Annotated in this window: 20 protein-coding genes and 2 pseudogenes; 10 read left to right on the top strand and 12 right to left on the bottom strand. The window is 73.2% G+C overall.

Features of this window, described 5'->3' with window-relative positions:
* Positions 1–115 precede the first annotated feature (115 nt).
* From ACWG52_RS34225 to ACWG52_RS34210, 4 genes are all read left to right on the top strand, one after another.
* Positions 116–1,024 carry an ATP-grasp domain-containing protein gene (locus tag ACWG52_RS34225; RefSeq protein WP_389812869.1) on the top strand — a complete coding sequence of 303 codons (909 nt, stop codon included), beginning with the start codon at positions 116–118 and terminating at the stop codon, positions 1,022–1,024.
* A complete protein-coding gene (locus tag ACWG52_RS34220) occupies positions 1,021–1,818 on the top strand; it encodes an ATP-grasp domain-containing protein (RefSeq protein ID WP_389812866.1) in 798 nt (265 codons plus the stop codon). The genes ACWG52_RS34225 and ACWG52_RS34220 overlap by 4 nt, the downstream gene beginning before the upstream one ends.
* Before the next feature lie 100 nt (positions 1,819–1,918).
* Positions 1,919–2,773 carry a DMT family transporter gene (locus ACWG52_RS34215; RefSeq protein WP_390136353.1) on the top strand — a complete coding sequence of 285 codons (855 nt, stop codon included), beginning with the start codon at positions 1,919–1,921 and terminating at the stop codon, positions 2,771–2,773.
* 54 nt (positions 2,774–2,827) lie between these two features.
* Positions 2,828–3,883, top strand: coding sequence for a zinc-binding dehydrogenase (locus ACWG52_RS34210; RefSeq protein ID WP_453126856.1), 1,056 nt, complete (start codon positions 2,828–2,830; stop codon positions 3,881–3,883).
* 293 nt (positions 3,884–4,176) lie between these two features.
* Here ACWG52_RS34210 and ACWG52_RS34205 read toward each other — a convergent pair whose 3' ends face one another.
* The 8 genes and pseudogenes from ACWG52_RS34205 to ACWG52_RS34170 form a co-directional block, all read right to left on the bottom strand.
* Positions 4,177–4,956 carry a maleate cis-trans isomerase family protein gene (locus ACWG52_RS34205; RefSeq protein ID WP_389812858.1) on the bottom strand — a complete coding sequence of 260 codons (780 nt, stop codon included), beginning with the start codon at positions 4,954–4,956 and terminating at the stop codon, positions 4,177–4,179.
* 8 nt (positions 4,957–4,964) lie between these two features.
* Positions 4,965–5,870, bottom strand: coding sequence for a fumarylacetoacetate hydrolase family protein (locus ACWG52_RS34200; protein WP_453126854.1), 906 nt, complete (start codon positions 5,868–5,870; stop codon positions 4,965–4,967).
* A gap of 109 nt (positions 5,871–5,979) precedes the next feature.
* Positions 5,980–7,092 (bottom strand): cupin domain-containing protein, encoded by a 1,113-nt coding sequence (locus tag ACWG52_RS34195; RefSeq protein WP_386024347.1) that lies wholly within the window; start codon positions 7,090–7,092, stop codon positions 5,980–5,982.
* The gene (locus ACWG52_RS34190) at positions 7,089–8,108 is read right to left on the bottom strand and encodes a carbon-nitrogen hydrolase family protein (RefSeq protein WP_389812850.1); all 1,020 of its coding nucleotides are present in this window, start codon (positions 8,106–8,108) and stop codon (positions 7,089–7,091) included. The genes ACWG52_RS34195 and ACWG52_RS34190 overlap by 4 nt, the downstream gene beginning before the upstream one ends.
* A gap of 20 nt (positions 8,109–8,128) precedes the next feature.
* The gene (locus ACWG52_RS34185) at positions 8,129–10,432 is read right to left on the bottom strand and encodes an oxidoreductase (RefSeq protein WP_453126851.1); all 2,304 of its coding nucleotides are present in this window, start codon (positions 10,430–10,432) and stop codon (positions 8,129–8,131) included.
* Positions 10,414–10,782 (bottom strand): annotated as a pseudogene (locus ACWG52_RS34180) (acyl-CoA thioesterase); the annotation flags it as partial. The gene ACWG52_RS34185 and the pseudogene ACWG52_RS34180, both read right to left, overlap by 19 nt.
* A gap of 141 nt (positions 10,783–10,923) precedes the next feature.
* Positions 10,924–12,540 (bottom strand): annotated as a pseudogene (locus ACWG52_RS34175) (AMP-binding protein); the annotation flags it as partial.
* 217 nt (positions 12,541–12,757) lie between these two features.
* On the bottom strand, positions 12,758–13,201 hold the full coding sequence (locus tag ACWG52_RS34170; RefSeq protein WP_389812844.1) for an ATP-binding protein: 444 nt from the start codon (positions 13,199–13,201) through the stop codon (positions 12,758–12,760).
* A gap of 260 nt (positions 13,202–13,461) precedes the next feature.
* On the opposite strand from ACWG52_RS34170, the gene ACWG52_RS34165 reads away from it, so the two are divergent.
* Positions 13,462–14,412: an alpha/beta hydrolase fold domain-containing protein gene (locus ACWG52_RS34165; RefSeq protein WP_453126850.1), complete on the top strand. Its 951-nt coding sequence runs from the start codon at positions 13,462–13,464 to the stop codon at positions 14,410–14,412.
* Positions 14,413–14,531: 119 nt separating this feature from the next.
* Positions 14,532–15,293, top strand: coding sequence for a phosphatase PAP2 family protein (locus ACWG52_RS34160; protein WP_389812838.1), 762 nt, complete (start codon positions 14,532–14,534; stop codon positions 15,291–15,293).
* A gap of 64 nt (positions 15,294–15,357) precedes the next feature.
* Here the strand turns inward: ACWG52_RS34160 and ACWG52_RS34155 are convergent, their stop codons facing one another.
* Entirely contained in the window at positions 15,358–16,128 is a 771-nt protein-coding gene (locus ACWG52_RS34155; protein WP_389812835.1) for a MerR family transcriptional regulator, read from the bottom strand.
* 184 nt (positions 16,129–16,312) lie between these two features.
* Between ACWG52_RS34155 and ACWG52_RS34150 the strand changes: the two genes are divergently transcribed.
* On the top strand, positions 16,313–17,542 hold the full coding sequence (locus ACWG52_RS34150; RefSeq protein ID WP_390136345.1) for a serine hydrolase domain-containing protein: 1,230 nt from the start codon (positions 16,313–16,315) through the stop codon (positions 17,540–17,542).
* Positions 17,543–17,589: 47 nt separating this feature from the next.
* Here ACWG52_RS34150 and ACWG52_RS34145 read toward each other — a convergent pair whose 3' ends face one another.
* The 3 genes from ACWG52_RS34145 to ACWG52_RS34135 all read right to left on the bottom strand — a co-directional run bounded on the left by ACWG52_RS34145 (position 17,590) and on the right by ACWG52_RS34135 (position 21,077).
* Entirely contained in the window at positions 17,590–18,597 is a 1,008-nt protein-coding gene (locus ACWG52_RS34145) for a LacI family DNA-binding transcriptional regulator (RefSeq protein ID WP_389812829.1), read from the bottom strand.
* 57 nt (positions 18,598–18,654) lie between these two features.
* A complete protein-coding gene (locus ACWG52_RS34140) occupies positions 18,655–20,220 on the bottom strand; it encodes a carboxylesterase/lipase family protein (RefSeq protein WP_389812826.1) in 1,566 nt (521 codons plus the stop codon).
* A 113-nt stretch (positions 20,221–20,333) separates the two neighbouring features.
* Entirely contained in the window at positions 20,334–21,077 is a 744-nt protein-coding gene (locus ACWG52_RS34135) for a phosphatase PAP2 family protein (protein ID WP_389812823.1), read from the bottom strand.
* Positions 21,078–21,724: 647 nt separating this feature from the next.
* On the opposite strand from ACWG52_RS34135, the gene ACWG52_RS34130 reads away from it, so the two are divergent.
* The 3 genes from ACWG52_RS34130 to ACWG52_RS34120 all read left to right on the top strand — a co-directional run bounded on the left by ACWG52_RS34130 (position 21,725) and on the right by ACWG52_RS34120 (position 25,772).
* Entirely contained in the window at positions 21,725–22,978 is a 1,254-nt protein-coding gene (locus tag ACWG52_RS34130) for an MFS transporter (protein ID WP_389812820.1), read from the top strand.
* Positions 22,979–23,094: 116 nt separating this feature from the next.
* Positions 23,095–24,000, top strand: a complete 906-nt coding sequence (surE, locus tag ACWG52_RS34125; protein ID WP_389812816.1) for a 5'/3'-nucleotidase SurE — start codon at positions 23,095–23,097, stop codon at positions 23,998–24,000.
* 131 nt (positions 24,001–24,131) lie between these two features.
* The gene (locus tag ACWG52_RS34120) at positions 24,132–25,772 is read left to right on the top strand and encodes a carboxylesterase/lipase family protein (RefSeq protein WP_453126845.1); all 1,641 of its coding nucleotides are present in this window, start codon (positions 24,132–24,134) and stop codon (positions 25,770–25,772) included.
* Positions 25,773–25,799: the final 27 nt, after the last annotated feature.

Here is a 25,799-nt window from a genome sequence, read left to right as displayed (position 1 = left end):
GGGTAGCAAGGAAGCCCACACGCGGACCGATCATCACATTGCGGTCCATGACATCCTGTGACGTCACAACTCGCCGGGCGGATTCGGCGGACGTCCGGGGATATGGGGAAGGTCCATGAGGCTCTGCTTCCTGGTGGAGGAGCACTACCGCCACGACGGCATGCCGAACGAGGTGATCGGACAGCTGACCGCTTGGGGGCACCACGTGGATGTCGTGCGGCCCGGCGGCTCGCTGCTGCGCATGACCGAGGCCGTGGACGCGGGCGCCCACGACGCCTGGGTGCTCAAGACGGTGTCCGGCGGCCCGGGACTGACCCTGCTCGAAGCCGCCGCCGCGGCCGGGCTGACCACCGTCAACGACGCGCGGTCGATCCGGGGCGTACGGGACAAGGCACTGGCCGCCGCCCTCGGGCGCGGCCGGGGGCTCCCGCTGCCGCCCACCTACGCGGTGGCCCGCCCCGAGTTGCTCCGGGAGATCCCGGAGGCGGAGTACCCGCTCGTCGTCAAGCCGGCCGACGGCAGCTCCGGGCGGGCCGTGCACCTGGTGTCCTCGCCGGAGCGGCTGGAGTCGCTGCTGCCCGTGCTCGCGGGCGAGGGCCTGCTCATCGCCCAGCCGTACGTACCCAATTCGGGCACGGACATCAAGGTGTACGCGGTCGGTGGCGAGCTGTTCGCGACCGAGCGCTGTTCACCGCTGCACCCCGATCCCTCGGTACGGGAGCGGCGCGTGCCGCTGTCGGCCGAGGTGGCGGCGATCGCCGCCCAGGTGGGGTCGGTCTACGGGCTGGACCTGTACGGCGTGGACGTGCTGCTGGGCCCGGACGGCCCGGTGGTCGTCGACGTGAACGACTTCCCGAGCTTCCGTCAGGTGCCGGACGCGGCCGCGCGGGTGGCCCGCGCCGTCCTCGACCTCGCACGGGCGGGCGGCGCCTGCCCACCCCCGCCGCCGCCCGTGGCGTTGCCGTACCCGGTGCCCCTGTCGATCCCCGCACAGGTCTCCGCCGTGGGAGGTGACGGCGCGTGAGGATCGGCCTGATCACCCCGGAGCCCGGGCACCCGCTGCTGGCGGACACGACCGCGCTGCTGGCCCCGGAGCACACGGTCGAAGCCCTCGATCCGGTCACGCCCGGGGAGGTACCGCTGCCGCTCGCCGAGGTGTACCTGCTGAAGTCGCGGACACCGCACGCGCTGGGTCTCGCGCGCCACCTGGAGCGGCGGGGAGCGGCCGTGGTGAACTCCGCCGCGGCCACCGAGCTGTGCCAGGACCGTACGGCGATGGCCGAGCTCGCCCTGCGGGCCGGGCTGCCCTTCGCCGCGACCCGTACCCACGACTCCCTCGGAGCGTGGGCCGCGGGCGCCCTGATCGAGGCTCCCGTGGTGGTCAAGAGCCGGCGCAGCCGCCGGGGCGACCTCGTCGCCCGCGTGAACGACACGGCACGGCTGCGGGAGTTGGCCCGCGAATGGCCTCACGAGCCGGTCGTGGTGCAGGACTACGCGCCCAACAGCGGCTGGGACCACAAACTGTGGGCCATAGGGGACCAGGTGTTCTCGGCCCTGCGCCGCTCGGAGCTCTCCCCCGAGGGCCGTGGCCCCACCCGCCCGCTGCCGCTCGCTGAACTGCCGTCCGGCTGGGCCGAACTGGTGCGCGAGGTGGGTGCGGTGTTCGCGCTCGACGTCTACGGCGTGGACATCATCGACACCGGCGGCGGGACACCGCTCATCGTGGACATCAACGCCTTCCCCGGCGTCCGGGGCCAGGCCGGCGCCCCGGAGGCCCTCGCCGAGCTGGCCCTGCGCCGGGCCGCGGGGCGGCCCTGAGGACTGCCGGGCAGGTCCGGACGGGGGAATGCGCGGGGCAGGACGGTCGTGGCCCGGTGTCGTGCCACGGCGGGGCGGCGGACGCCGTGAGGATCGGAGCATGGGCGTCGTCCTGCCGGTCCTCTTCGCGCTGTTCGCGGCGTTCAGCAACGCACTCGCCACCGTGCTCCAGCGGCGGGCCGCGCTGACCGTGCCGCAGAGCGACGGCTTCCGATTCGGCCTGGTCCTCGATCTGCTGCGGCGGCCGCTGTGGATCGGCGGCATCCTGGCCGTGATCGCGGCCGGGGTGGGCCAGGCCGTGGCGCTGGCCACGGGTGCCCTGGCCCTCGTACAGCCGCTGTTCGTGCTGGAGCTGCCGCTCGCGCTTCTGATCGCCTCGCTGGTGACGCGGCAGCGGCTGCCGGGGGCGCTGTGGCTGGCCGTGGCGGGGGTGGTGGCGGGGCTCGGGGTCGCTCTGGTGGCCGCCTCGCCCGTGGGCAACCGGACGGACGTGCCGGCCGAGCGCTGGGTGGTGGCCCTGCCGGCGTGCGCGGTCGTCGTGGCCGCCCTGGCCGTGGCCGGGATGCGCCTGCCGCCCGGCCGTGCTCGGGCCGGCTGCCTCGGCGCCGCCACCGCCGTCTGCTACGCGCTCACCGCCGCGCTGATGAAGTCCTCGGTGCACGTCCTCGACGACAGCGGCTTCGTCGCCTTCCTGACGACCTGGGAGACGTACGCCTTCGGGGCCAGTGGCATCTGCGCCCTGCTCCTGCTGGAACACGCCATGCAGGGCGGCCCGCTGGTCGCCTCGCAGCCCGCGCTGACCCTCGGCGACGCGAGCATCAGCATCGCGCTGGGGGTGGTCCTGTACGAGGAACACCTGCGGTCGGGCTGGTGGCTGCTCCCCCAACTGCTGGGCATCGCCTTGATCTGCGGGGGCGTGCTGGCGCTCGCCCGGGCCGGCGAGGGAGCGCCGTGAACGGCGCCCTCGGCGACGGGTACCGTGCGGGCAGTCGAGCGGAGGGCGGGATCCATGCGAGCGGTGGTCTTCGAACGGTACGGCGAGCCTGCCGAGGTACGGGAGGTACCGGAGCCGAGTCCGCCGGCGGGCGGGGTGGTGGTACGGGTGGAGGCCACCGGGCTGTGCCGCAGCGACTGGCACGGCTGGATGGGGCACGACCCGGACATCGTGCTGCCGCACGTGCCCGGCCACGAACTCGCCGGTGTGGTCGAGGCGGTGGGGGCCGGTGTCGTGAACTGGCGGGTCGGTGACCGGGTCACGGCGCCGTTCGTGTGCGCCTGCGGCAGCTGCGCCGACTGCGCGGCCGGCGACCACCAGGTGTGCGCGCGGCAGACGCAGCCCGGGTTCACGCACTGGGGGTCCTTCGCCGAGTACGTGGCCCTGGACCACGCCGATGTGAATCTGGTGGCGGTGCCCGAGGAGCTGTCGTACGCGACGGCGGCCGGTCTCGGGTGCCGCTTCGCGACGGCGTTCCGGGCGGTGGTGGCACGGGGCCGGGTGGCGGCGGGCGAGTGGGTGTCCGTGTACGGCTGCGGCGGGGTGGGGCTCTCCGCCGTGATGATCGCGGCGGCGGCCGGGGCCCGGGTGGTCGCCGTGGACACGGCGCCGGGGGCGCTGGAGCTGGCGCGGAAGTTCGGAGCGGTGCACTGCCTGGACGCCCAGGACACCGCCGACACCGCGCGGGCGGTCCGGGAGGCGACCGGTGGGGGCGCGCACCTGTCCCTCGACGCGCTGGGCTCACCGGCGACGGCGGCGGCCTCGGTGGCCGGGCTGCGCCGACGCGGGCGGCACGTGCAGGTGGGACTGCTGCCGGCGGCGGCCGGGGCGGCGGCCCTGCCGATGGACCGGGTGATCGGCTGGGAGTTGGAGATCCTGGGGAGCCACGGCATGGCGGCGCACGCCTACCCGCCGATGATGGAGCTGGTCCGGGGCGGCGCGCTGCGGCCGGACCTGCTGGTCACCTCGACGATCCCGCTCGACGCCGCCCCGGCGGCCCTGGCCGCGATGGGCACGGCGGCCGGGCGCGGGGTCACGATCATCCTCCCGGGATCGCGCGCCCGGGGCTGAGCCGCGACCGCCCGGTCCCGGCGGCCGGCGGCCGGCGGCCGACCTGGCCGCACCCGAAATGGCGGTACGGGCGGACCGCAGAGCGCTCGACCACACGGGGTGGGACCCCTCACGCATCGGTTCCCTCGCCCGTGCCCGGGTCTCCGCCAAGGACACGAGAGGTCCGTCGAGGGCGTGAACACGGCGAGGACCTCCGTGCGGTGGGCGCCGTCCAGGAACTCACCGCACAGGTCTTCGCGTCAGGGACCCCGGCCGCGCGCCACTCCGCGGCGACGCTCCCGTGGGCGTACCGGCTAACTCGGCAGCGGGGTGCGCGCGTACCTGCCCGACAGCAGGTGGCCCGCTCCCGGGGCCACCGCGTCGAGGTCCAGGGCCCGCAGCATCTGGTGGGCCGTGCACACCGCCGCGGACACCACGGGCTTGCCCAGGAGCTGCTCGGCCTCCTCGATGGCGCCGAGGGAGGGCATCTGCACGCACGCCGAGAGCACGACCGCGTCCGCGTCGGCGTACTCCAGGGCCCGCGCGAGGCCCGGCAGCCGGGCCGGGTCGTGGGCGGCGACGTCGAGGTTGTCGGGGATCTCCAGGGCCTGGTGGTCCAGGACCTCGATGCCCTCGTGCGTCAGGTAGTCCACGACGGTCCGGGTCAGCGGGCGCATGTAGGGGGCCAGCAGCACGATCTTCTCGGCGCCCATGGTGTGCAGCCCGTGGACGAGGGCGCCCGCACTGGTGACGACCGGGGCGGGCGCGCCGTTCTCGACGGTCCGGGTGTGCAGGCGCTGCTCGGAGGTACGGTGGTAGCCGAGCCCCATGCTCATGATGGCGACCAGGCAGGCGTAGCCCAGGACGTCGACCCGGGCGTCGGAGAGTTCCACGGCGCAGCGGTCGGAGTCGGCGTCCATGGCCTTGAGCTGTTCCGGGGTCACGTGGGTCATGCGCATCCGGCTGGAGTGGAAGGTGAAGCGCTCGTCGGGTACGACGGCCTGGCGGGCCCGGAGGATGGCCGGAACCTCCGTCTCCATGGTGACGTTGGAGCTCGGCACGATCTGGCCGATGCGGTGGGTACGGGGGGACATCGCTCTCCTCAGCGGGCGTCGACGACGGGGTTGGTCAGGGTGCCGATGCCTTCGACCGTGGCTTCGACGGTGTCACCGGGGCGCAGGTACTCGGGCGGGACCATGCCGGCGCCGACGCCGGACGGCGAACCGGTCGCGATGACGTCGCCGGGTTCCAGGGTCATGCCGGAGCTGATGTCGGCGATGAGGCGGGCGATGGGGAAGAGCATGTGCCGGGTGTTCGACTTCTGCTTGGTGACGCCGTTGACGCGCAGCGAGAGGTCCAGGTTCATCGGGTCCCGGATGTCGTCGCGGGTGACGACCACCGGGCCGAAGGGGGCGTAGGAGTCCTGGCCCTTGGAGAAGAACCACTGGCCGGAGCGGCGCTGGTCGCGGGCGCTGATGTCGTTGAGGATGCTGAAGCCGAAGATGTGCTCGTACGCCTCCTCCTCGCTCACCCGGAAGGCGGGGCGACCGATGACGACGGCGAGTTCGCACTCCCAGTCGAGCTGGGTGGTCAGGTCGGCGTTGTGCAGGATCGGCCGGCCGGGGCCGGTGACGGCGGTGGCGGGCTTGCCGAAGAGGACGGGCCGCGGCGGCAGGTCCTTGTCGGTGTCGAGGCTGCGGCTGGACTCCTCGACGTGTTCGATGTAGTTGAGACCGACACCGATGATCTTGCCGGGGCGCAGGGGTGCGCACAGGGACACGGCGTCGATCCGGTGGACGGCCTCGGCGGGCCAGGCCTCGGGACCGGCGGCCAGCAGGCCGTGCGCGGTCTCCTGGGCGGCCGCGCCGGCCAGGATGAACGACAGCAGGTCCGCGGGCAGTCGTACGCCGGCCTGCCGGGCCAGGGCGGTGAGGTCCACGACGAGGTCGTCGGCCTGTGCGCCGAGACGCACGGAGGCGTCGTCGAGGGTGTAGCTGAGCAGCCGCATGAGGGCTCCTTGCGTAGGAGAGGGAGGGTGCCGGGGGGGGATCGGCGGCGGGGCTCCGCCGTACCGGGGCCGGTGTCAGGGCCGGCGGCGTCCGGTACGGCGGAGCGGTTCAGGGGGTGGGCTGGTGGCCGCCGTTGTCGGGGTACGCCTCTTCGCGGTGGAAGCCGAGCGAGCGCATGACGGGGAAGTCGTCGAAGGAGAACAGGCAGGCGTCCTCGGACGCGTCGAGGTTGTGGTGCTCGTGCCAGGCCCAGGACGGTACGCAGAAGATGTCGCCCTGCCGCCACTCGAAGCGCTGTCCGGCGATCACCGAGACCCCGTGGCCCTTGGCCGCCGTGTAGATCACCGAGCCGGTGTGGCGGTGGGCGAGGGTGGCCTGGCCGGGGCGCAGCAGCTGCATGTGCGCGCCCATGGTCGGCATGACGGAGCCGCCGGTGACCGGGTTGGTGTACTCGGCGATGATCCCGTCGTACGGGGAGCCCTCGGTCGCCTTCGCGAGGCCGCGCAGGGCCTCGTAGGTGGGCTCCCAGGGGTAGGCGAGGAGCGGGGAGTAGGGCCGGGTCCACTTCTCGACGCCGTACGGCAGCAGGTTCGCCGCGTAGGTCAGCAAGGAGGAGTTGATGACCTTGCCCGGGGTCTGGTACAGCTCGGGGTGGACCTCGTAGAACCCGGCGTCCAGGGCGTTGACCAGGGGGATGTCGAGTCCGTCCTGCCAGATGACGGGGGCGTCGTCGGCGTCGTTGCCGTGCTCGTGCCAGGTGCCGTTGGGGGTGATGGCGAAGTCCCGGGGGCCGACCTTGAGCTTCTGGCCGTCGACGATCGTCCAGGCGCCGGTGCCCTCGTGGACGAAGCGCAGCGCGGCGGCCTGGTGGCGGTGGGCGGTCATGGCCTCGCCGGGTCCCATGATCTGCAGGCCGGTGTAGAGGAGGCCTGCGGCGGCGCTGACGTCCCCCCGGCCCGGGTTGACCAGCATGACGACGCGGCGGCCGGCGTCGTCGCCCTTGACGAGGCCGAGGGCCTTGTGGACCAGGGGGCGCAGTTCGCTGTAGCGCCACAGCACGGGGACGGACTTCGGCTGCGGGTACCAGGGCTCGATGTCGTTGGCGACGGTCCACAGGGCGCCCGCGTCGAGGGTGGCGAGCTCCTCGTAGTAGCGGGTGAGTTCCGGGGTGTCGGACACCCGGGCACGGCCGAGCACGGTGTCGTCCTGCTCGATGGTCATACGTCCTCCTCGGGAGCGGCGGGGGTGGCGAGGGTGGGAACCGTGGGCGCGACGGTGAAGGTGACGGGCGGCCTGGGACGGTTGTCCACTTCGAGGCGGAAGACGTCGAAGCGGTTGTAGTGGCCGACGATGTCGTGCATCTGCTTGGGCTGGATGCACCGGGCGAGGTCGATCTCGCCGTAGACGATGCCCTCCTCGTCGACGAGGGGTTCGGTGACCGGGCGGCCGTCGGGGCCGAAGATCCCGGACAGGGCGCTGCGGGGGCGCGTGAACTGCTTCCGCAGTTCCTCGTCGTCGCCGGCGAGGGCGTCCACGATCTCCGGGGAGATCGTGGAGCAGGCGACGACAGAGAAGACCTTGCCCTCGAAGCTGTGGGCGGCGGTGCGGACGGCGATCGCGTCGGCCATGTCGTAGTCGGCAGGAGCCACGGGCAGGGCGATGTAGCAGGAGGCGTGGACCAGTTCGCCCTGCGCGAGGAGGGCGAAGCGGGCCAGGGTGTTGGTGTTCTCCCCGCAGGCGAGGGCGCCGAGCGGGCCGACCGGGGTGTCGTGGACCTTCAGCGAACTGCCGTCGCCGCCGGTCCAGGTCAGCTTCTCGGCCCAGGTCGGCACCAGCTTGCGGTGCACACCGAGGAGTTCGCCGTCGGGGCCGATGGTCAGCAGGGTGTTGTAGAGGACGCCGAGGCTGTGCGCGGCCCGCTCGTTGACGCCGATGACGAGGACGACGCCGTGCCGGCGGGCCGCCGCGCGCAGGCGGTCGACGTGCGGGCCGGGGATGTCGACGGAGGCGCGCTGGAGCCGCTCGAACCAGGGTGAACCCTGGACCGGGTTCATCGTCCAGTTCCAGTACGGGTAGCCGGGGACGAACACCTCCGGGAGGACGACGAGTTCGGCGCCGTTCGCGGCGGCCTCGGCGATCAGGGCGACGGCCTTGTCGACGGTGGCGGCGGTGTCGAGGTGGACGGGCGCGGCCTGGACGGCCGCTGCCGTGAAGCGGGGCAGGTGGTCCCTGTCCATGGGCGTGGGTACCTCCGGCTCTATCGGTGGGCGGGGACGGCCGCGCGGGGCAGCCAGCGGCGGTGGACGGACGCGGCGGGCCGGCGCAGGAGCTCCAGGCGCGGCGGGATCCGGTCGGTCCGCGCCGCCGGGGGCCGCCCGCTGCCCGCCCGCCAGGCGCGCGCCCAGGGCGCGGCCGGACCCTGGTAGCCCTGGGCGGCAGCGGCGTGCAGGGTCCACAGGGGGTCGTGGAGCTGGGCGCGGCCGACGCCGCACAGGTCGGCCCGGCCGGCCAGGATGATGGAGTTCACGTCGTCGTACGTGGAGATCGCGCCGACGGCGATGGTGGGCACCCCGGTGGCATTGCGGATGAGGTCCGCGTAGGGGGTCTGGTAGCTGCGGCCGTAGCGCGGCTTCTCGTGGGCGACGACCTCGCCGGTGGAGACGTCGATGGCGTCGGCGCCCGCCTCGGCGAGCGCGCGGGCGATGGCGACGGCGTCGGCCTCGGTGGTGCCGCCCTCGGCCCAGTCGGCGGCGGAGATCCGCACGAGCAGCGCCTTGCCGGCCGGCCACACCTCCCTTACGGCGCGCAGCACTTCGAGCGGGAACCGCAGTCTGCCGTCGAGATCGCCGCCGTACTCGTCGGTGCGCAGGTTGGTCAGCGGGGACAGGAAGCCCGAGAGCAGGTGGCCGTGCCCGTACTGGAGTTCCAGGGCGTCGAAGCCCGCCCGGTCGGCCCGCCGGGCCGCGGCCGTGAAGTCCCGTACGAGGGCGTCCATGTCGGCCCGGTCGGCCTCGCGCGGCACCGGGCCGCGTTCGTCCCAGGCCAGGGCCGAGGCGGCGACCGGCTGCCCGCCGCCGTGGGTGGCCGCGCGGCGGCCGGCGTGGGTGAGCTGGATGCCGAGGCAGGTGTCGCTCTGGCCGTGGACGAAGTCGGTGAGGCGCCGCCAGGCCGCCTCCTGTTCCTCGTTCCACAGGCCGGGGCAGCCGGGGGTGGCCCGGCCGTCGGCGCTGACGGCCGTCATGCCGGCGAGGACCAGCCCGGCGCCGCCGACGGCCTGGGTGCTGAGGTGGACGAGGTCGAAGTCGCCGGGGACGCCGTCGCGTGCGGTGTGCAGGGCGGTGGGCGGTACGACGACCCGGTTGCGCAGCAGCAGGCCGCCGAGCGGGAAGGGGCGGAACATCGGCGGCACGGCCGAGGAGCGGTTGACGGCGGTGGTGAAGCCCTCGTCTCGGACGCGCAGGTTGTCGTAGGTGACGCGGCGGCTGCGGGTGAGGAGGTTGAAGGCGAACTGGTGCGGGTCCTGGCCGGTGTAGCGGTCGATGTGCTCGAACCACTCCAGGCTGGCCTGGGCGGCGCGCTGGGTGGACTCCACCACCGGCCTGCGTTCCTGCTCGTAGGCGGCGAGGGCGGTCGGCACGTCCGGGTGCTCGTGCAGGCTGGCCGCGAGGACCAGGGCGTCCTCCATGGCGAGCTTGGTGCCGGAGCCGATGGAGAAGTGCGCGGTGTGGGCGGCGTCCCCGAGCAGGACGACGTTCTCGTGCCGCCAGGTCGTGTTGCGGACCGTGGTGAAGCGCAGCCACTTGGAGTTGTTGGGGATCAGGCTGTGGCCGTCGAGGTGGTCGGCGAGGAGTTCCTCGCAGCGCCGGATGCTGTCCTCGTCGCTGGTGCCGGGCGGATGGTCGCGGTCGGCGAACTCCGCGAAGCCGGCACGCCGCCAGGCGTCCTCGGTCATCTCCACGATGAAGGTGGAGCGGGTGGCGTCGTAGGGGTAGGCGTGCACCTGGAGGGTGCCGAAGTCCTGCTCGTCGACGATGAAGGTGAAGGCTTCGAAAACCTTGTCCGTGCCGAGCCACATGTAGCGGCCGGAGCGCTCGTCGAGGTCGGGGGCGAAGGTGTCGGCGTAGGCGGCGCGGGTGGCCGACCGGACGCCGTCGCACGCCACCACCAGGTCGTATTCGGCGGCGAGTTCGGCCGCGGGCGGGGCCTGGGTGCGGTAGCGGACGTCCACGGCCAGTTCGGCGCAGCGCCGCTGGAGGATGCGCAGGAGGTGCTGCCGGCCGAGGGCCGCGAAGCCGTGGCCGCCCGAGGTGAGGGTGTTCCCCCGGTGCCGGACGTCGATGTCGGCCCAACGGGCGAACTCGGCCGACATGGCCTCGTAGATCTCGTGGTCGGCCTGGGCGATGCCGTCGAGCGTCTCGTCGGAGAAGACGACCCCGAAGCCGAAGGTGTCGTCGGGGGCGTTGCGTTCCCAGACGGTGACCTCCCAGTGCGGGGAGAGCTGCTTGGTGAGGGCCGCGAAGTACAGTCCGCCGGGCCCTCCTCCTATGACTGCGACGCGCACGGCGTGCCTCCTGCTGATGGTGCGGTGGTGAGTAGTTCCGGTTGCTGCGGTCCGGCCGTGCCGAGCAGGTCCCGTACCTCGTCGGGCCAGGGGGTCGACCCGGTGGCGTGGGCGGCCGAGTGGGCGATGACCATGCGGCCCCTCGCCGCCTCGCCGCCCTGTGCGCCCCGTACGGTGAAGGCGTAGTGCAGGGAGGCCGTGCCGACCTCGGTGACCTTCAGCTCGGTGCGCACGGCGTCCCCGAACCAGAGGCGGGCCCGGTAGTCGGCCTCGAAGTGGACCCGGGGCGTGCTGCCGAACAGGTGCGACAGGCCCAGGCGGTGGAGCAGGACGGCCTCGGCCGCCTCGACCCAGCGCACGACGGTGGAGTGGTGGTAGTGGCCGGCGGCGTCGGTGTCGGTCCACTCGACGCGGCGTTCGACGACGACGCGGGCGGGCTCGGCCGGTGCCGGGGCGGGGATCGGACCCGGCGTGGGGGCGGCGTCGGTGCGGGCGCGTTCGCGCAGCTCACCGCGCCGGAGCTTGCCGGTGCCGGTACGTGGGAGCGCGCTGACGAACTCGACGGCGCGCGGGTACTTGTACGGGGCGATGGTCTCCTTGACGTGGGTCTGGAGCTCGCGGACGGTCGCCCCGTCGGCCGGGACACCGGCTGCCAGGACCACGTACGCCTTCACCAGCATGCCGCGCCGGGCGTCCGGGGCCCCGACCACCGCGCACTCCTCGACGTACGGGTGGGTGACGAGGGCCTTCTCGACCTCGGGGCCCGCGATGTTGTAGCCGGAGGAGACGATCATGTCGTCACTGCGGGCGACGTACCAGAAGTACCCCTCCGTGTCGCGGATGTAGGTGTCACCGGTGATGTTCCAGCCGTTCCTGACGTACGAAGCCTGGCGCGGGTCCTCCAGGTAGCGGCATCCGGTGGGGCCGGTGACCGCGAGCAGTCCGGGCTGCCCGTCGGGGACGGGCTCACCGTTCTCGTCGACCACGGCGGCGCGGTAGCCCGGAACGGGCCGGCCGGTGGCACCGGGCCGGATGTCCTCGTCGGCCGCGGAGATGAAGACGTGCAGCATCTCGGTGGCGCCGATGCCGTCGATGATGCGCAGACCGGTGGCGGCGTGGAACTCGTGCCACACCGCGGCCGGGAGCGGCTCCCCGGCGGACACGCAGCGGCGCAGCCCGGCCAGCCGGTCCACCGCCCCGGCCTCCATGATCGCCCGGTAGGCCGTGGGCGCGGTGAACAGCACGGTCACGCCGTGCTCCGCGACCAGGTCGGCCAGTTGCAGCGGAGCCGCCTGCTCGATCAGCAGGGTCGCGGCCCCCACGTGCAGCGGGAAGACCACGAGTCCGCCGAGCCCGAAGGTGAAGGCGAGCGGCGGCGTGCCGGTGAACACGTCGTCCGGGCGGGGCTTGAGGACGTGCCGGGAGAACGTGTCGGCGTTCGCCAGGACGTCGCGGTGGAAGTGCAGGGTCGCCTTCGGGCGCCCGGTGGTACCGGAGGTGAAGGCGATCAGTGCCACGTCGTCCGCGGCCGTGACCACGGTGGTGAACCGGCCGTCCTTGGCGGCGCAGCGCGCGGCCAGGTCGTCCGGTCCGGGACCTCCGTAGGTGAGGACGGGCAGGTCGGGCGGACCGGGGCGGTGGCCCGGGGCGAGCTCGTCGGCGTAGCGGTGGTCGCACAGGGCGAGGGAGGGCCGGCTGATCTCGGTGAGCTCGGTGAGTTCTCCGGCGCGCAGCAGCGGCATGGTGGTGACGGCGACCCCGCCGGCCTTCAGGACACCGAACCAGGCGGCGACGAGCCAGGGGTTGTTGGGGCCGCGCAGCAGGACGCGGTTGCCCGGCCGGAGACCGAAGTCCTCGGTGAGGACCTGGGCGACCTGGTTGGCGCGGTGCTGCAGTTCGCCGTAGGTCCAGCGCTCGGTCGGGGTGAGCAGACAGGGACGGTCGGGGCCGTGCCGCTCGACGGCGTCGTCGAGCAGGCGCCGGGCGCAGTTGAGGCGGTCCGGGTACTCCAACTCAGGAAGTTCGAAGTGGAGTTCGGGCCAGAGGGGGAAGGGCGGAAGCCGATCACGACAGAAGGAATCGGCGTACGCGGAAGGGGAGAGCTCCATGGGGCGGCACCTCGATCAGGGAGCAGCGGGGAGATGGATGCACGCTATGTCGAATATTTGGCGTCCGTCAACATCTCGCGATATCGAGTGGACCGGAAAGCCCCTGGAGGGCCTCCGTGCGCCCACCGGACACCTGTGCGGCCACCTCCGCGAACACCCCCGCGGCCGCACCTGCGGACACCTGCGCGGACACCCGCCCGAACGCCTGCGGCACGATTCAGGAGGCGGGGACGCGCACCCGCACCGACTTGCCGAACTCGTGGGCGACGACGGAGAGTTCACCACCCAGTTCGGCTGTCATGAGCTGCACCATCAGCAGCCCGCGGCCGCTTTCGGACTCCGGGTCGACCTCCGCGCGAGGGGCGGGCAGCCGCGGCAGTCCGGCACCCCGGTCGGCGACCTCCAGCCGGAACCAGCCGCCGCCCGCCGCGACGACGACCCGCATCCGGCCGGCGCCACCGGCGTGCCGGACGACGTTGCCGACGAGTTCGCTGACGGCCAGCAGCAGGGCGTCCACGACCTCGCCGGGAACCCGCCAGCCGTCGAGAGTGGCGCGCACACGGGACCTGACCTGCGGAACGCTCGCGGCGTCGGGGGCGGCGACCCAGTGGACGTAGCTTCGGACCGCGGGAACCGCAGGGGTGTCGGCGATGGTGAGCATGACGTGCTCCCGGAGGGGGAAGGCGGCGCCGCCACTGCAGTAGCTCGTGTAACTGATCCGAAATCTGGATCGTTCCTGGGCTTGTGGTCAGCGGAAATGCGTCGCTAGAGTCCTTGATTACACGTGTAACACGCTACGCCTCCCCCGGTGACTCGCGCAAGCATTCCGGACAAACGACGCGAAGCCTGCGTCCGCCCCACCGGCCGCATCGCCACCGCTCCACCGCTCCACCGGGACGACGCCGAATTGGAAGGGCCGCAATGACACGAACTCCTCCCGCCGAGATCGACATGGCCGACATGACCTGGCCGCCCCCGCCGTACCGGTCCCCCGTACCGCCCGTGACGGGCTCGGACGGCGTCCGCCGCTTCGACGGGATCACCTACGCGACCACGCCCGGCTACCGCCCCCGGCTGCTCGACGTGCAGGTGCCCGCCGGCGAAGGCCCGTTCCCGGCGATCGTCTGGATCCACGGTGGCGGCTGGCTGGACGGCGACCGCCGCTACCCGCCGCCGACCGTCCCCGCCGAGCTGCTGCACGGGGCGGTACTGGCGGCCGGGCTCGCCCTCGTCTCCATCGACTACCGGCACAGCCTTGAGGCTCCGTTCCCGGCCCAGCTGCACGATGTGAAGGCCGCGATCCGCTACGTCCGCGCGTTCGCCGCCGACCTCGACATCGACCCGGACCGGATCGGTGTCTGGGGCGAGTCCGCGGGCGGCCACCTGGCCGCGCTCGCCGGGCTCGTCGGCCCCCACAGCCCGCAGGGCGCGGAGCTGGAGGGTACGCAGGGCGTCGGTTCCGGCGAGACCGGGGTCCGCGCGGTCGTGGACTGGTACGGCGTCTCCGACCTCGTGGCCCTGACCGACCACCCCCTGCCGGCCATGCCCGGTGCGGACTTCCCCGACCCCTACGAGGCCCTGCTCGGTGCCGGCGTCGCCGAGCGGCCCGACCTGGCGCGGGCCGCGAGCCCCGTGACCTACGCGGCCGGCTCGAACCCGCCGCCGTTCCTGCTGGTCCACGGGACCCACGACGGCCTGGTCCCGTACAGCCAGAGCGAGGCCCTCGCGGCGGCGCTGAAGGGCGCCGGGGGCGAGGTCACCCTGCAGCCCGTGGACGGCGCCGATCACATCTTCCTCGGCTCCCACGACATCCCCGCCATCGTCGCGGGGGGCGTGGCCTTCCTGGCCCTGCACCTGGGCGCGGGAGCCTGACGGCGCCGGTCCGACGCCCCCGTTCCACCACGGGGGCGCGGCCCCGCCGGCCGCGCCCCCGCGTTCCCCTCCACAGCGCACCCGGCCGCGGGCCCCCGCCGCGGTCACGAGAGGCAGCCATGTCCGGCAACCCGACCACCACCACCCCGCACGGCAGACCCGGCGGACCCCACCGATCCGCCGGGAGCGGCCGGCGCGCCGAGCCCGGGGCGCCGCGCCGCCGCGGCCTCCTCGTCGCGGGTGTCCTGCTCCTCGCCGGCGCCGTGCTGCCGGCTCTCGTCGTCCGCTCCGACGTGGCGGATCCGCCGTTCCAGGGGCTGGACGACCGCTGGCTGGTCCTGATGGGCGGCCCGCACGAGGGGGCCTACCAGGCCGCCGCCACGTTCCTGGACCTGATCGGCGGTCCGGTCGGCTCCTTGATACCGCTGTCCGTACTGCTCCTGCTGCTCGTCCGGAGGCGCTGGGTCTCGGCCGGCTTCCTGCTCGCCGCCACCCTCGGCGGCAACATGCTCGTCGTCCAGGGCCTCAAGCACCTGGTGGACCGGCCGCGCCCGGCCCACCCGCTGGTCCGCGTCGACCACGGCTCCTTCCCGTCGGGCCACGCGGCCACGGCGGCGCTCCTGGTCGTGCTGCTCGGGGTGCTCCTGATCCCGGTCGCCCGGCGGCGGGCGTGGTGGATCGGGGGCGCCGTCTTCGTCCTGGCCATGATGTGGAGCCGTACCTGGCTGCACGCGCACTGGCTCAGCGACACGGCGGCCGGAGCCGCGGCGGGCGCCGGGGTGGGCCTGGTGGCGTGGTGGCTGTTCGGCCCGGCCCTCGCCCGGGAACGCGCCCGTGCCCACGACCGCCGGGGGGCGGCCGCGGGCGCGGGCCCGGCCTGACCCGAGCACACGCCGTCGGCCGGGGCTCGTATCGGGCCCCGGCCGACGGGTCCGCCGGGCGGCGTCATTGATACGGGACGTCGATGCCGGCGGCTCGCAGGTTCGTTTCGATCAGGGCGTTCAGCCGGGCGACGGCCGGCGCCCGGTCCTCGCGGTGGTGGTTGACCGCTCCGTACCTGGCGGCGGTGTCGGACCGGCTCCGGGGCGGCATCGACAGGAGCGCCCGGTCGCCCAGTAGTTTGTGGGTCAGGAGGGACGCCAGCTCTTCGATCCGCGGGTCGTCGGGGTTCCAGGAGGCCGCTTCCGCCGCGCGCTTGGTCAGCTCGACGTACCCGGGATCGTCGAGCGAATGTTCCAGCCGCGTCAGGAAGCCGTCGAAGATCTCCGGGATCAGGGCCCGGGTCAGTACCAGGGCTTCTCGTTGCGTGGCGACGTAGTCGGGATCGAAGCCGAGATCGGTGAGTCGCTCCAGGACCGCGCAGGCCCGGTCGGGCAGCAGGAGACGGTCCCCGCCCGTGAGTCGGCGCAGCGTGTCACGGCGGGCGATCAGGTCCTCGATCCGTTCGGTGAGGCGGCGAGCGACGTCGTCCAGGGCTGCGGCGAACGGCTCGGGATCGGCGTCGAGCACGTCACCGATCTCGGCCAGCGGGACTCCGGCCGTCGCCAGGGTCCGGACCTGGACCAGGCGGAGCAGGTCGGCCGATCGGTACCGCCGGTAGCCGGACCCGTCGCGTTCCGGCTCGGCGACCAGGCCGAGCCGGTGATAGTGACGCACGGTCTTGATCGTGACCTCGACGAACGCCGCCGCCTGGCCGATCGTGAGCCCGCCTTTCATCGGATCAGCACACCTCCTGATCTTGAGAGTTACAGGTGATCACAGGGGTGAGGGTAGCTCGCAGCCCTTCCGGCCCGTCGGCCGGCGTACGAAGCGGCCCTCGTCCACGACGGGTATTGACCTTGACCTCGGGTCAAGGTGCACGGTCTGCACAGAACCGGCACCGTGGACAAGGGGATTCATCATGGCGACAGGCAACAGCGGCTTCTCCGAAGCAGGGCTGCGCAGACTGCGGGACGTACTGGCACGACATGTCGAGTCCGGGAAGATCCCCGGACTCGTCGCCCTCGTCTCCCGGGGAGACGAGACGTACGTCGAGGTGGTGGGGACGATGCGCCACGACGGGGGTGCGCCGATGCGTCGGGACACGATCTTCCGGATGGCTTCCACGTCCAAGCCGGTGACGATGGCCGCGGCCATGATCCTGCTCGACGAGTGTCGGCTACGCATGGACGACCCGGTGGATCCCTGGTTGCCCGAACTCGCCGACCGTCGGGTGCTGAAGCGGCCCGACGGCCCGCTGGAGGACACCGTGCCGGCCCGGCGGCCCATCACCGTACGGGACCTGCTGACCTCCACGTTCGGGCTCGGGATGGATTTCGGGTCGATGGACTCCCCGATCAGGGCCGCGACCTTCGAGCGTCTCGACTACAGCGTGGCGTCCGGGCCGGCGCCCGCCCCGGACGAGTGGATGCGCCGCCTCGGGGAACTGCCGCTCTCGTACCAGCCCGGCGAACGATGGCAGTACGACCTCAGCAACGAGGTGGTCGGTGTGCTGGTCGCCAGGGTCACGGGCAAGCCGTTGGAGGCGTTCCTGCGTGAGCGCGTCCTCGATCCGTTGGGCATGAAGGACACCGCCTTCCACGTCCCCGCCGACAGGATCGACCGGCTGCCGCCTCTGTACGGGCCCGATCCGGAGACCGGACGGTTCGTCGTGTGGGACGAGGCGGTCGGTGGAAGGGCGAGCCGGCCGCCGGTGTTCCAGGGGGCCGGCGGCGGGCTGGTCTCCACCGTCGACGACTACCACGCCTACTTCCGGATGCTGCTGAACCGGGGGACGCACGGCGGCGAACGGATCCTGTCCCGGCCTGCGGTCGAGCTGATGACCACCAACCGCCTCACGCCCGGACAACAGGCCGCCCGGGACGCCATGTACGGCAGGATCGCCCATATCGCCGTGGGACAGGGACTGCACGGCGGCTGGGGCTTCGGCATGGCCGTACGCACCCATCGCGGCGGGTACGCGCCCGTCGGTCAGTTCGGCTGGGACGGCGGCACGGGCACCACGGCCTACGCCGACCCGGACAACCGGCTCACCGGGGTCCTGCTCACCCAGGTCGGGATGTCCACCCCGGATTCACCACGGCTTGTCCACGACTTCTGGACCACGGTCTACCAGGCCGTCCAGCACTGAGAGAGCCACGCGCGGGCCAGGGGACAGCAGGTCCGGCGGTCAGGCGGTCAGGAGGTCTGGCGGTGGACCAGGAGCGGTGTCACCGCCGGCACCGGCGCCGCCGTGCCCGTCTCGATCAGCTCGTGCACGGCGTCCGCGATCCGCGCGGCCGACGGCAGGTCCAGCCGGACCGTGGTCAGCGGGGGCTGCTGGAGCTCGGCGAGCACCAGGTCGTCACAGCCGACCAGGGCGACCTCGTCGGGCACGCTGATGCCTTCGGCCTGGAGCGCGTGCAGCAGCAGGGCGGCGTACTCGTCGTTGTAGGTGAAGGCGGCGTCCAGTTCGAGGCCGCGCCAGCGCCGGGCGAGGGCGGTCGCGGACTCCCGGGTGTAGGACAGTTCGACGGGCGTGACCGTGGCCATGTGGCGGGCCGCGACCGACTCGGCTCCCGCCAGGCGCGGCTCGGCCAGCGTGCCGAGGCCGCGCTCCTGGGGCATGACCACGCCGATCCGGGACCGGCCGCGCGCGATGAGGTGCTCGGCCGCGGTGGCACCGATCCGGGTGTGGTCGAAGCCGATGGTGTGCACCCCCTCGACGGGGTGGGACGCGAAGGCCAGCATGCCGCGCACCCCGGCCCGGGCCAGTACCTCGGCCGCCTGGGGGGTGAAGCGGTCGCCGTCCAGGGCGACGACGGCCGCGGGGCGCAGTTCGGCCCAGGCCCGGGCGGCGTCGAGGGGGTCGGCGAAGCGGCCCGCGTGCAGGACGGCCGTGTAGCCGAAGCGGTCGAGCTCGCTGTGCAGATCGTCGACCCAGTCGCTGACGAGGCGGCCGACCGCGGAGATCGACGCGGGCATCAGGACGAGGTTGCTGCGGCCGGCGCGCAGCGACCGGGCGGCCGCGTGCGGTACGTAGCCGAGCTGCTTCGCCGCGTCGAGCACCCGGGCACGGGTCCCGGCGCTCACCCGGTGGCCCTGGGTGTCGTTGAGGACGAAGGAGACCGTGGCGCGCGAGACCCCGGCGAGGCGGGCCACGTCGGCGCTGGTGATGGATGCGGGGACGTGAGTGTCTCTGGTCATGACGCCCCTCGACGCTCCTTCTGTGCGGGTGACTCCTTCCTTCTCAGGTTACACGAGTTAAATCAAGGGGGCCGGGGTGTGCAGGAGCCGGGAGGCTCCCGCGAGGTCGTCGAGGGCGGTGACGACCGAGTCGAAGCGCATCGTGGTGCGGGTGCGCGTGTCGTACGGGCGCCAGCGCGGCAGGTCGGGGTGGTTGGGGTCGCCGGTGCGGACGAAGGCGATCCAGGCCCGGTGCATGGCGTACGCGAGGCCGTCACGGACGGCAGGGGTGAGGCCGGCCAGGAAGGGCGCGTGCGACCACTGGTCGAAGTTGTCGAAGACGAAGGGCAGTTCGAGGCAGTGCGCGGCGCCGAGACGGCCCTCGTACGCGGGGGTGGGGAGGTCGAACTGGTAGGCCCACACGGGGCTCCCCGCCTCGGCCCGGGCCTCGGCCAGCCGCAGGGCGGGCACCCGGAACAGCTCGTCCGTGATGAGGTCCATCAGGACGTCGGCGGCACGGGCGCCGGGCCGGGCCCGCTCGTACGCGGCGTACACGCCTTCCGCGGCCTCGCTCCCGAAGGTCTCCGCGATCCGGTCGACCACCTGCGCGCGCGTGGCGGCGGCGTACCCCTCGTCCAGGGCGAAGCCGAAGTTCGCCTCCTCCCGGGTCCAGCCGATCATGACGTCGATACCGGCCGCGGCCCCGCCCAGCAGGGCTTGCGCGGGGTGCCCGGTGAGGGTCACCTCGTCGATCACGGGCAGGAACGGCGTCGGCCAGTACCCCCAGCGCACGGTCTGCGCGAACAGTCCGCCACCGGCCGCGATCAGCTCCGGCCAGGGCAGCGTACGCAGCTCCGCCAGGTCCTTGGCCCCGGCCAGCTCCAGGAAGGCGGCGGTCCGCTCCAGGTACGCGGCCGGGCCGGGGAGGTCCAGGCCGAAGGGCGGGCTCTGCAGGATCACCCGCCGGATCAGGCCTTCGGTCCGCGGATGACCGGCGAGGACGGCGGTGGACACCGCGCCGCCGGACTGCCCGGCGACCGTGACGCAGTCCGGGTCGCCACCGAAGGAGGCGATGTTCTCCTTCACCCAGCGCAGGGCGGCCAGCTGGTCGGTGAGCCAGAAGTTGCCGCCCTCGTCGCCGTCGCCGCGGCCGTCACCGACCCCGCCGCCGCTCTCACCGGGGTAGAGGTAACCCAGCGGTCCGATGCGGTAGTTGACGCTCACGACGACGAGATCGCCGTCGCGGGCGAAGGTTTCGCCGGAGTAGCCGGGCAGCGAGCCGGACCCGGACACGAAGCCGCCGCCGTGGATCCAGACCAGCACCGGGCGGCGGGCGTCGTCGGCGGCGGGCGTCCACACGTTGAGGGTCAGACAGTCCTCGCCGAAGGGGGGCGCCCCGTGCCCACCGAGCACGGGGTCACCGCCCTCCACGTACATCTGCGGCGCGCTCGGACCGTCCGTGGTGGCGTCCCGGGTGCCGCTCCAGCCGGCGTGCGGCCGGGCGGGGCGCCAGCGCAGGTCACCGACCGGCGGGGCGGCGTAGGGAACGGCGCGGAAGACCGTGACCCCGCCGTCGATCGCGCCGCGCAGGCGGCCTGCGGGCAGGTCCACCACCGTGCGGTCCTGGGCCGGGGGGTTGGGCATGAGCCGTTCCTTCCTCGCTGCCGCGCGCCGGACGCGCGCCGCCCGATCGAGAATATGGCGGAAATTTGTCGAACGTCAATGTTGCTCAATAATTGACGTCCTGGGAGCGCCTCTCAGAGCCACAGGCTGTTCGAGGCCATCCGCTCCGACTCCGCCTCCAGCAGCGGAGCGAAGGCCCGCCACAGGACGAGGCAGGTGCCGACGCCGACGAGGGCGCCGGCGACGGTGTCGCTGAGCCACTGGGCGTGCAGCCAGGTCCGGCTGCCCATCATGGCGAGGACGTACGAGGCTCCGAACGCCCACCACCAGCGTCGCGCACGGGGCGGGAACACCACCACCGCAACGCAGACCACCAGCGTCACCGCGCTGAACACCTGCCCGGACGGGTACGAGCCGTCGTTGACCAGCACCAGCGGGTGCGGCGGACGCGGCCGGTCGGCCAGCTGTTTGAGGGGCAGGAGCACGACGAGGTTGGCGACGACGGTGGCGGCGAGGACGAACAGCCCCGAGCGCCAGCGCCCGTAGACGCACAGGCAGCCGATCACCAACAGCGGCAGGACCATCCCGAGCGGGCCGCCGAGCCGGTCGAGGACGGTGGTGAAGCCGCCGAGGCCGTCGCCGTCGGGGGACGCCGCGCCGGCGGAGTCGTTCACGGAGGCCGCCCAGCTGTCGTCGAGCCCCTGGAAGAAGGGCCGCCGGTCCAGCCGGACCAGCAGCCCGGCGAGCAGCGCCAGGACCAGGAGGGCGATCCCGAGACCGAGGGCGTGACGCGGCGGGGCCGCCGGAAGGTGATGCCGGGGCGGCGGGTCCGGCAAGGACGGCCGGGACGGCGGCACGAAGGAGGGCGAGGGGAACATGGCGGGCCTTTCACGGTCGTCTCGCCAGGCGGTGGGGGCACGCGGAGAGCAGGCACGGGACGGTGGAACGCGAGGAAGGGCGCTGGGCAACGCCTCGGTGAAGGCCATCGGGACGCGAGCTCGGGCTGCGACATCAGGGGTGCGACGTCGGGGTGCCACGTCGAGGTACGACATCGGTGTGCCGCGTCGAGGTACGACGTCGGGGTGCGACCGGAAGCCGCGGCGGCACGGCGACACGGCGCACGACACCCGATGGCACGGTGGACTTCCGATGACCCGTCGGCGACAGGATCGTCGCGGCGCGGCACGGAGTATGGCCGACGCGTCACGACCGCCACAAGGGCAAGGGCTTTTCTCGTCACATCCGCCGCGTCCGCCGGCCGGGCAGTGATGGTTACACGAGTGCTCCGACCAACCGCCCCGACGGTCACGATCTGTACAACGACGCGCCCTGAGACCTGGCGGAGGCCGGAAATGGGTGCTACACAGTGTCCACCGCACTTGGTGACACGTGTAACAACATCACGTTACGAACGACGTCCGCCACCGCAGTTCCCGGCGACGACGTCGTCCGGCGCCCGCTCATGGGCCGCCCCCTCTTCCTCCCTCGCACGCCACCTCCCCGCTCCGTCCCCCGAGGAGTCGTCATGGCCACGCCCGAAGTCGTCGAACCGTCCGTACCCCCGACCGGGGAGCCCGCCCCCCGGCGTGGTCTCCTGCCTCTCCTGCTGGTCGCCAACTCGGCGATGATGGCGCTCTACATGGGCGTCGGCTCCGTTCTGCTGCCCACCCAGGTCGCCGCGATCGCCCCCGACGACAAGGTCGCCGTCCTCGGCCTGATCGGCGGGGTCAGCGCGGTCTTCGCCACCGCCTTCAACCCCATCGCCGGCGCCCTCTCCGACCGCAGCGGGCGCCGCAACCCGTGGATCGTGGGCGGTGGTCTCGCCTCGCTGGCCCTGCTCGCCCTCCTCGGCAACGTGGGCACGGCGCTGCTCGTCGGCATCGTCTGGTGCCTGATCCAGGCGACCATGAACGTCTTCCAGGCGGCGGTCACCGCGATCGTGCCCGACCGGATCCCCGCGTCCCGCCGGGGCACCGCGTCCGCACTCGTCGGTCTCGGTCTGCCCATCGGCGGGACCGTCGGCGTGCTCATCGCCTCCCGGACCGCCGACCAGTTGCGCACCGGCTACCTGATCCTCGGCGCGATCGTCGCCGGATCCGCCCTGCTGCTCAGCCTCTTCTGCCGGGACGTCGCGCGCACCGGACCCGCCACCGAGGCGCCCGCCGGACCCAAGGGAGCCCAACTGGCCGCCTTCCTCTCGGCCCTGGCCAACCACGACTTCCGCTGGGCCTTCATCGGCCGCGCCCTGATGGTCCTCGGCTACTTCTCCGTCGTCGGCTACCAGCTGTACATCCTCGGCGACCACATCACGTTGCCCGAGGGACTGACCCCGCCGGCCGCGATGGCCGTCCTCACCCCGGTGTCGATGGTCGCGATGGCGGTGTCCACGGTGGTGGGCGGTCTGCTGTCCGACCGCTGGAACCGCCGCAAGGTGTTCGTCGGTGTGTCGGCGGCGCTCGCCGGGCTCGTCATGGTGGTCCCGGTCATCAGCCCGACCTGGACCGGCATGCTCGTCTTCAGCGCGCTCAACGGACTCGCCTTCGGCTGCTTCATGGCCGTCGACACCGCGCTCGTCACGCTGGTCCTCCCGCGGGCCGAGGACGCCGCCCGCGACATGGGCGTCCTCAACATCGCGAACGCCGGGCCGCAGATCATCGCCCCGTTCGTCGCCTCGGCCGTCGTCACCGGCCTGGGCGGCTACACCCCGCTCTTCCTCGTCGGCGGAGCCCTCTCGCTGGTCGGCGCGCTCGCCATCCTCCCGATCCGCAGCGTGCGCTGACCCCCTCCCCCGGGCCCGCCCGTCCGCAGCTCCGGCGGGCGCACGCCGAGGGTCGTGCGCCCGCCGGTTCCCACCCCTGCTCACCCTCGATCACCTCCCCTACCAAGGAGCAACCTGTGAGACGCAAGCGAGTTCTGCCGCTGGCCGCGCTGCTGCTGTGCACGCCGGCGCTGGCCGGTACGGCACCGGCGGTCGCCGCGCCGCGGACCGCGCCCGCCGGCCCGTTGCGGATCCTGCTCACGAACGACGACGGCTACAACGCCCCCGGCATCCGCAAGGCCTTCGAGCGGCTGACCGCCGCCGGGCACGACGTCACGATCGTCGCCCCGCTCACCAATCAGAGCGGCACCGGTACGAAGATGCTGAGCGGCCCGTCGATCACGGTGAAGCACCCCGAGCCGAAGGTCTGGGCGGTCGACGGCACCCCCGGCGACTCCGTCGCCTTCGGGCTCGCCGAGGTGTTCGCGGGCGACGCCCCCGACCTGGTCGTCTCCGGTACCAACTTCGGCCCGAACGTCGCCGGTCTGGCCACCCACTCCGGGACGGTCGGCGGCGCCGTCGCCGCGCTGGAGCACGGTGTACCGGCCATCGCGTTGAGCACCGGCGGCGTCGCCGCGCCCGACCCGGTCACCACGGTCAACGCGATGGGGCCGACGCTCGACTTCGCGGTCAAGCTGATCGACCGGCTGCGGACGCGGGCCCGCTCCGGGGCGCTGCTGCCCAAGGGCGTCGGTCTGAACGTCAACCACCCGGTGGTCGGCGCGGACGGCAAGGGAACGGCCGCCGGTGTGGCCGCGACCTTCCAGGACCCGCAGACCCTGCTCGAACCGGACTTCACCGACGCGGGCGACGGCACCTGGAAGGTGACGGTGAAGGTGGACCTGCGGCCCGCGGCCAAGGGCGGTGACGTCGAGGCCGTGACCGCCGACCGGATCGCCGTGAGTCCCATGAGCCCGAACTGGAACACCGGGCCGGTCGACCAGGCCGTGACCGCCGCGCTGATCGCCGGGCTCCGCCCCTGACAGGCCCCGGTCGGGGCGGAGCGCGCACCCCGCTCCGCCTCGGCCGGACCCCTCCCGGCCCCACCCCGGCACGGCATCCGCCCCGCCCCGGGGCGACCTCGGCACGCATCGGCACATCTCCAGGAGGACGGATGAAGAGGCTCCGGAAACGGCTGCCCTCGGCAAGGTCCCTGCTCGGTACCGCACTTGCCCTGGTGGCACTGCTCGCCTCCGTACCACCTGCGACCGCGTCACCGTCGCCGTCGACGTCGCCGTCCGGCGGGTCGTCGTCGCACCCGGTGGTCACCGTCGCGCAGGGCGCCCTGCGCGGCCGGTCGCGCGACGGCGCGCAGGAGTTCCTCGGCGTCCCCTACGCCGCTCCCCCGGTCGGGGACGCCCGGCTACGGGCCCCGGCGCCCCCGCCCCGGTGGACCGGCGTACGGGAGGCCACCCGGCAGTCCCCCGCGTGCCTGCAGTTCTCGCCCTTCGGCCTGAGCGATCCGGCGGCCGCCGACGAGGACTGCCTGTACCTGGACGTCTACCGGCCCCGGACCGCCCGTCCCGGAGCCCGGCTCCCGGTGATCGTCTGGATGCACGGAGGTGCGTACAGCCAGGGAACGGGTACCCAGTTCGGCGGGCGGACCATGGCCGACCTCACCGGAAGCGTGGTCGTCAGCATCAACTACCGCCTGGGGCAGCTCGGTTATCTCCAACTGCCCGAGCTCGGCCGGGAGAACGCCCTGCGGTCCGGGTCCTTCGGGCTGATGGACCAGCTCGCGGCGCTGCGCTGGACCCGGGCGAACATCGATGCGTTCGGCGGGAATCCGGGCAGCGTCACGATCTCCGGGCAGTCCGCGGGCAGTGGTTCGGTCTGCGCGCTGCTGGCCGCCCCGTCGGCCGCCGGCCTGTTCCACCGGGCCGTGCTGCAGAGCGGTCCGTGCACCCTGCTGGGGACACCGGACCGGGCGGAAGCCGAGGCGCAGGCGCGGTCCTTCGCCGCGGCGGCGGGGTGCGTCGCGTCCGCCGAGATGGCGGCCTGTCTGCGCGCCGCGTCCGGTCCGGCGTTGGTCGAGGCGGCCCGTGCGCTGCCCACACGGGGGCCGGCCGCCGGTGACGGGCTGCTTCCGGTCGCTCCCGCGCAGGCCATCGGGAGCGGCGCGTGGAACAAGGTGCCGGTGCTGATCGGGAGCACCCGCTCCGAGGCCCGGTTCTTCGTCGCCCTGACCCAGCCGTACCTGACCGCCGAGCAGTACACGGCGCAGATCCTGAGCGCTCACGGGGCGGCGGGGCCCGAGGTGCTCGCGCGCTACCCGGTCGCGACGTACGGCTCGCCGTACCTGGCGCTGTCGGCGGTCATGACGGACTCGACGTTCGCGTGCCATACGGCGTGGACGGCGCAGCTGTTCGCGGCCCAGGTGCCGACGTACGTCTACGAGTTCGACGACCCGCGGTCGCCGACGCTCGCGGGGGCGCAGGTGCCGGGCCTGGACGAGTCGAACGCGCACAGTGCGGAGTTGGCCTATCTGCACGACTTCACGATGGGCGAGCGCCCGCTGACCCCGGTGCAGGTCGCGCTCGGGAACCGGATGAAGCGGTACTGGGCGGCGTTCGCCCGCTTCGGTGCCCCGGTGGTGGCGGGCCAGGCCCCGTGGCCGCCGACCGGCGTCGGATCCGGGGCCGGGGCGGCCGGCGTGGTGCTCACCCTGGATCCGGCGGAGACGCGGACGACGACCTCGTTCGGGGCGGAGCACCAGTGCGCGTTCTGGCGGACGCAGCCTCCCCGGCCGCTCTGAGGTTTCCGCGCATCCCCGACCGGACGG

The organism is Streptomyces sp. CLCI03, assembly GCF_053615355.1.
Note: the sequence above shows the minus strand (reverse complement) of the source record. Positions and strands in the feature narration are given on the sequence as shown.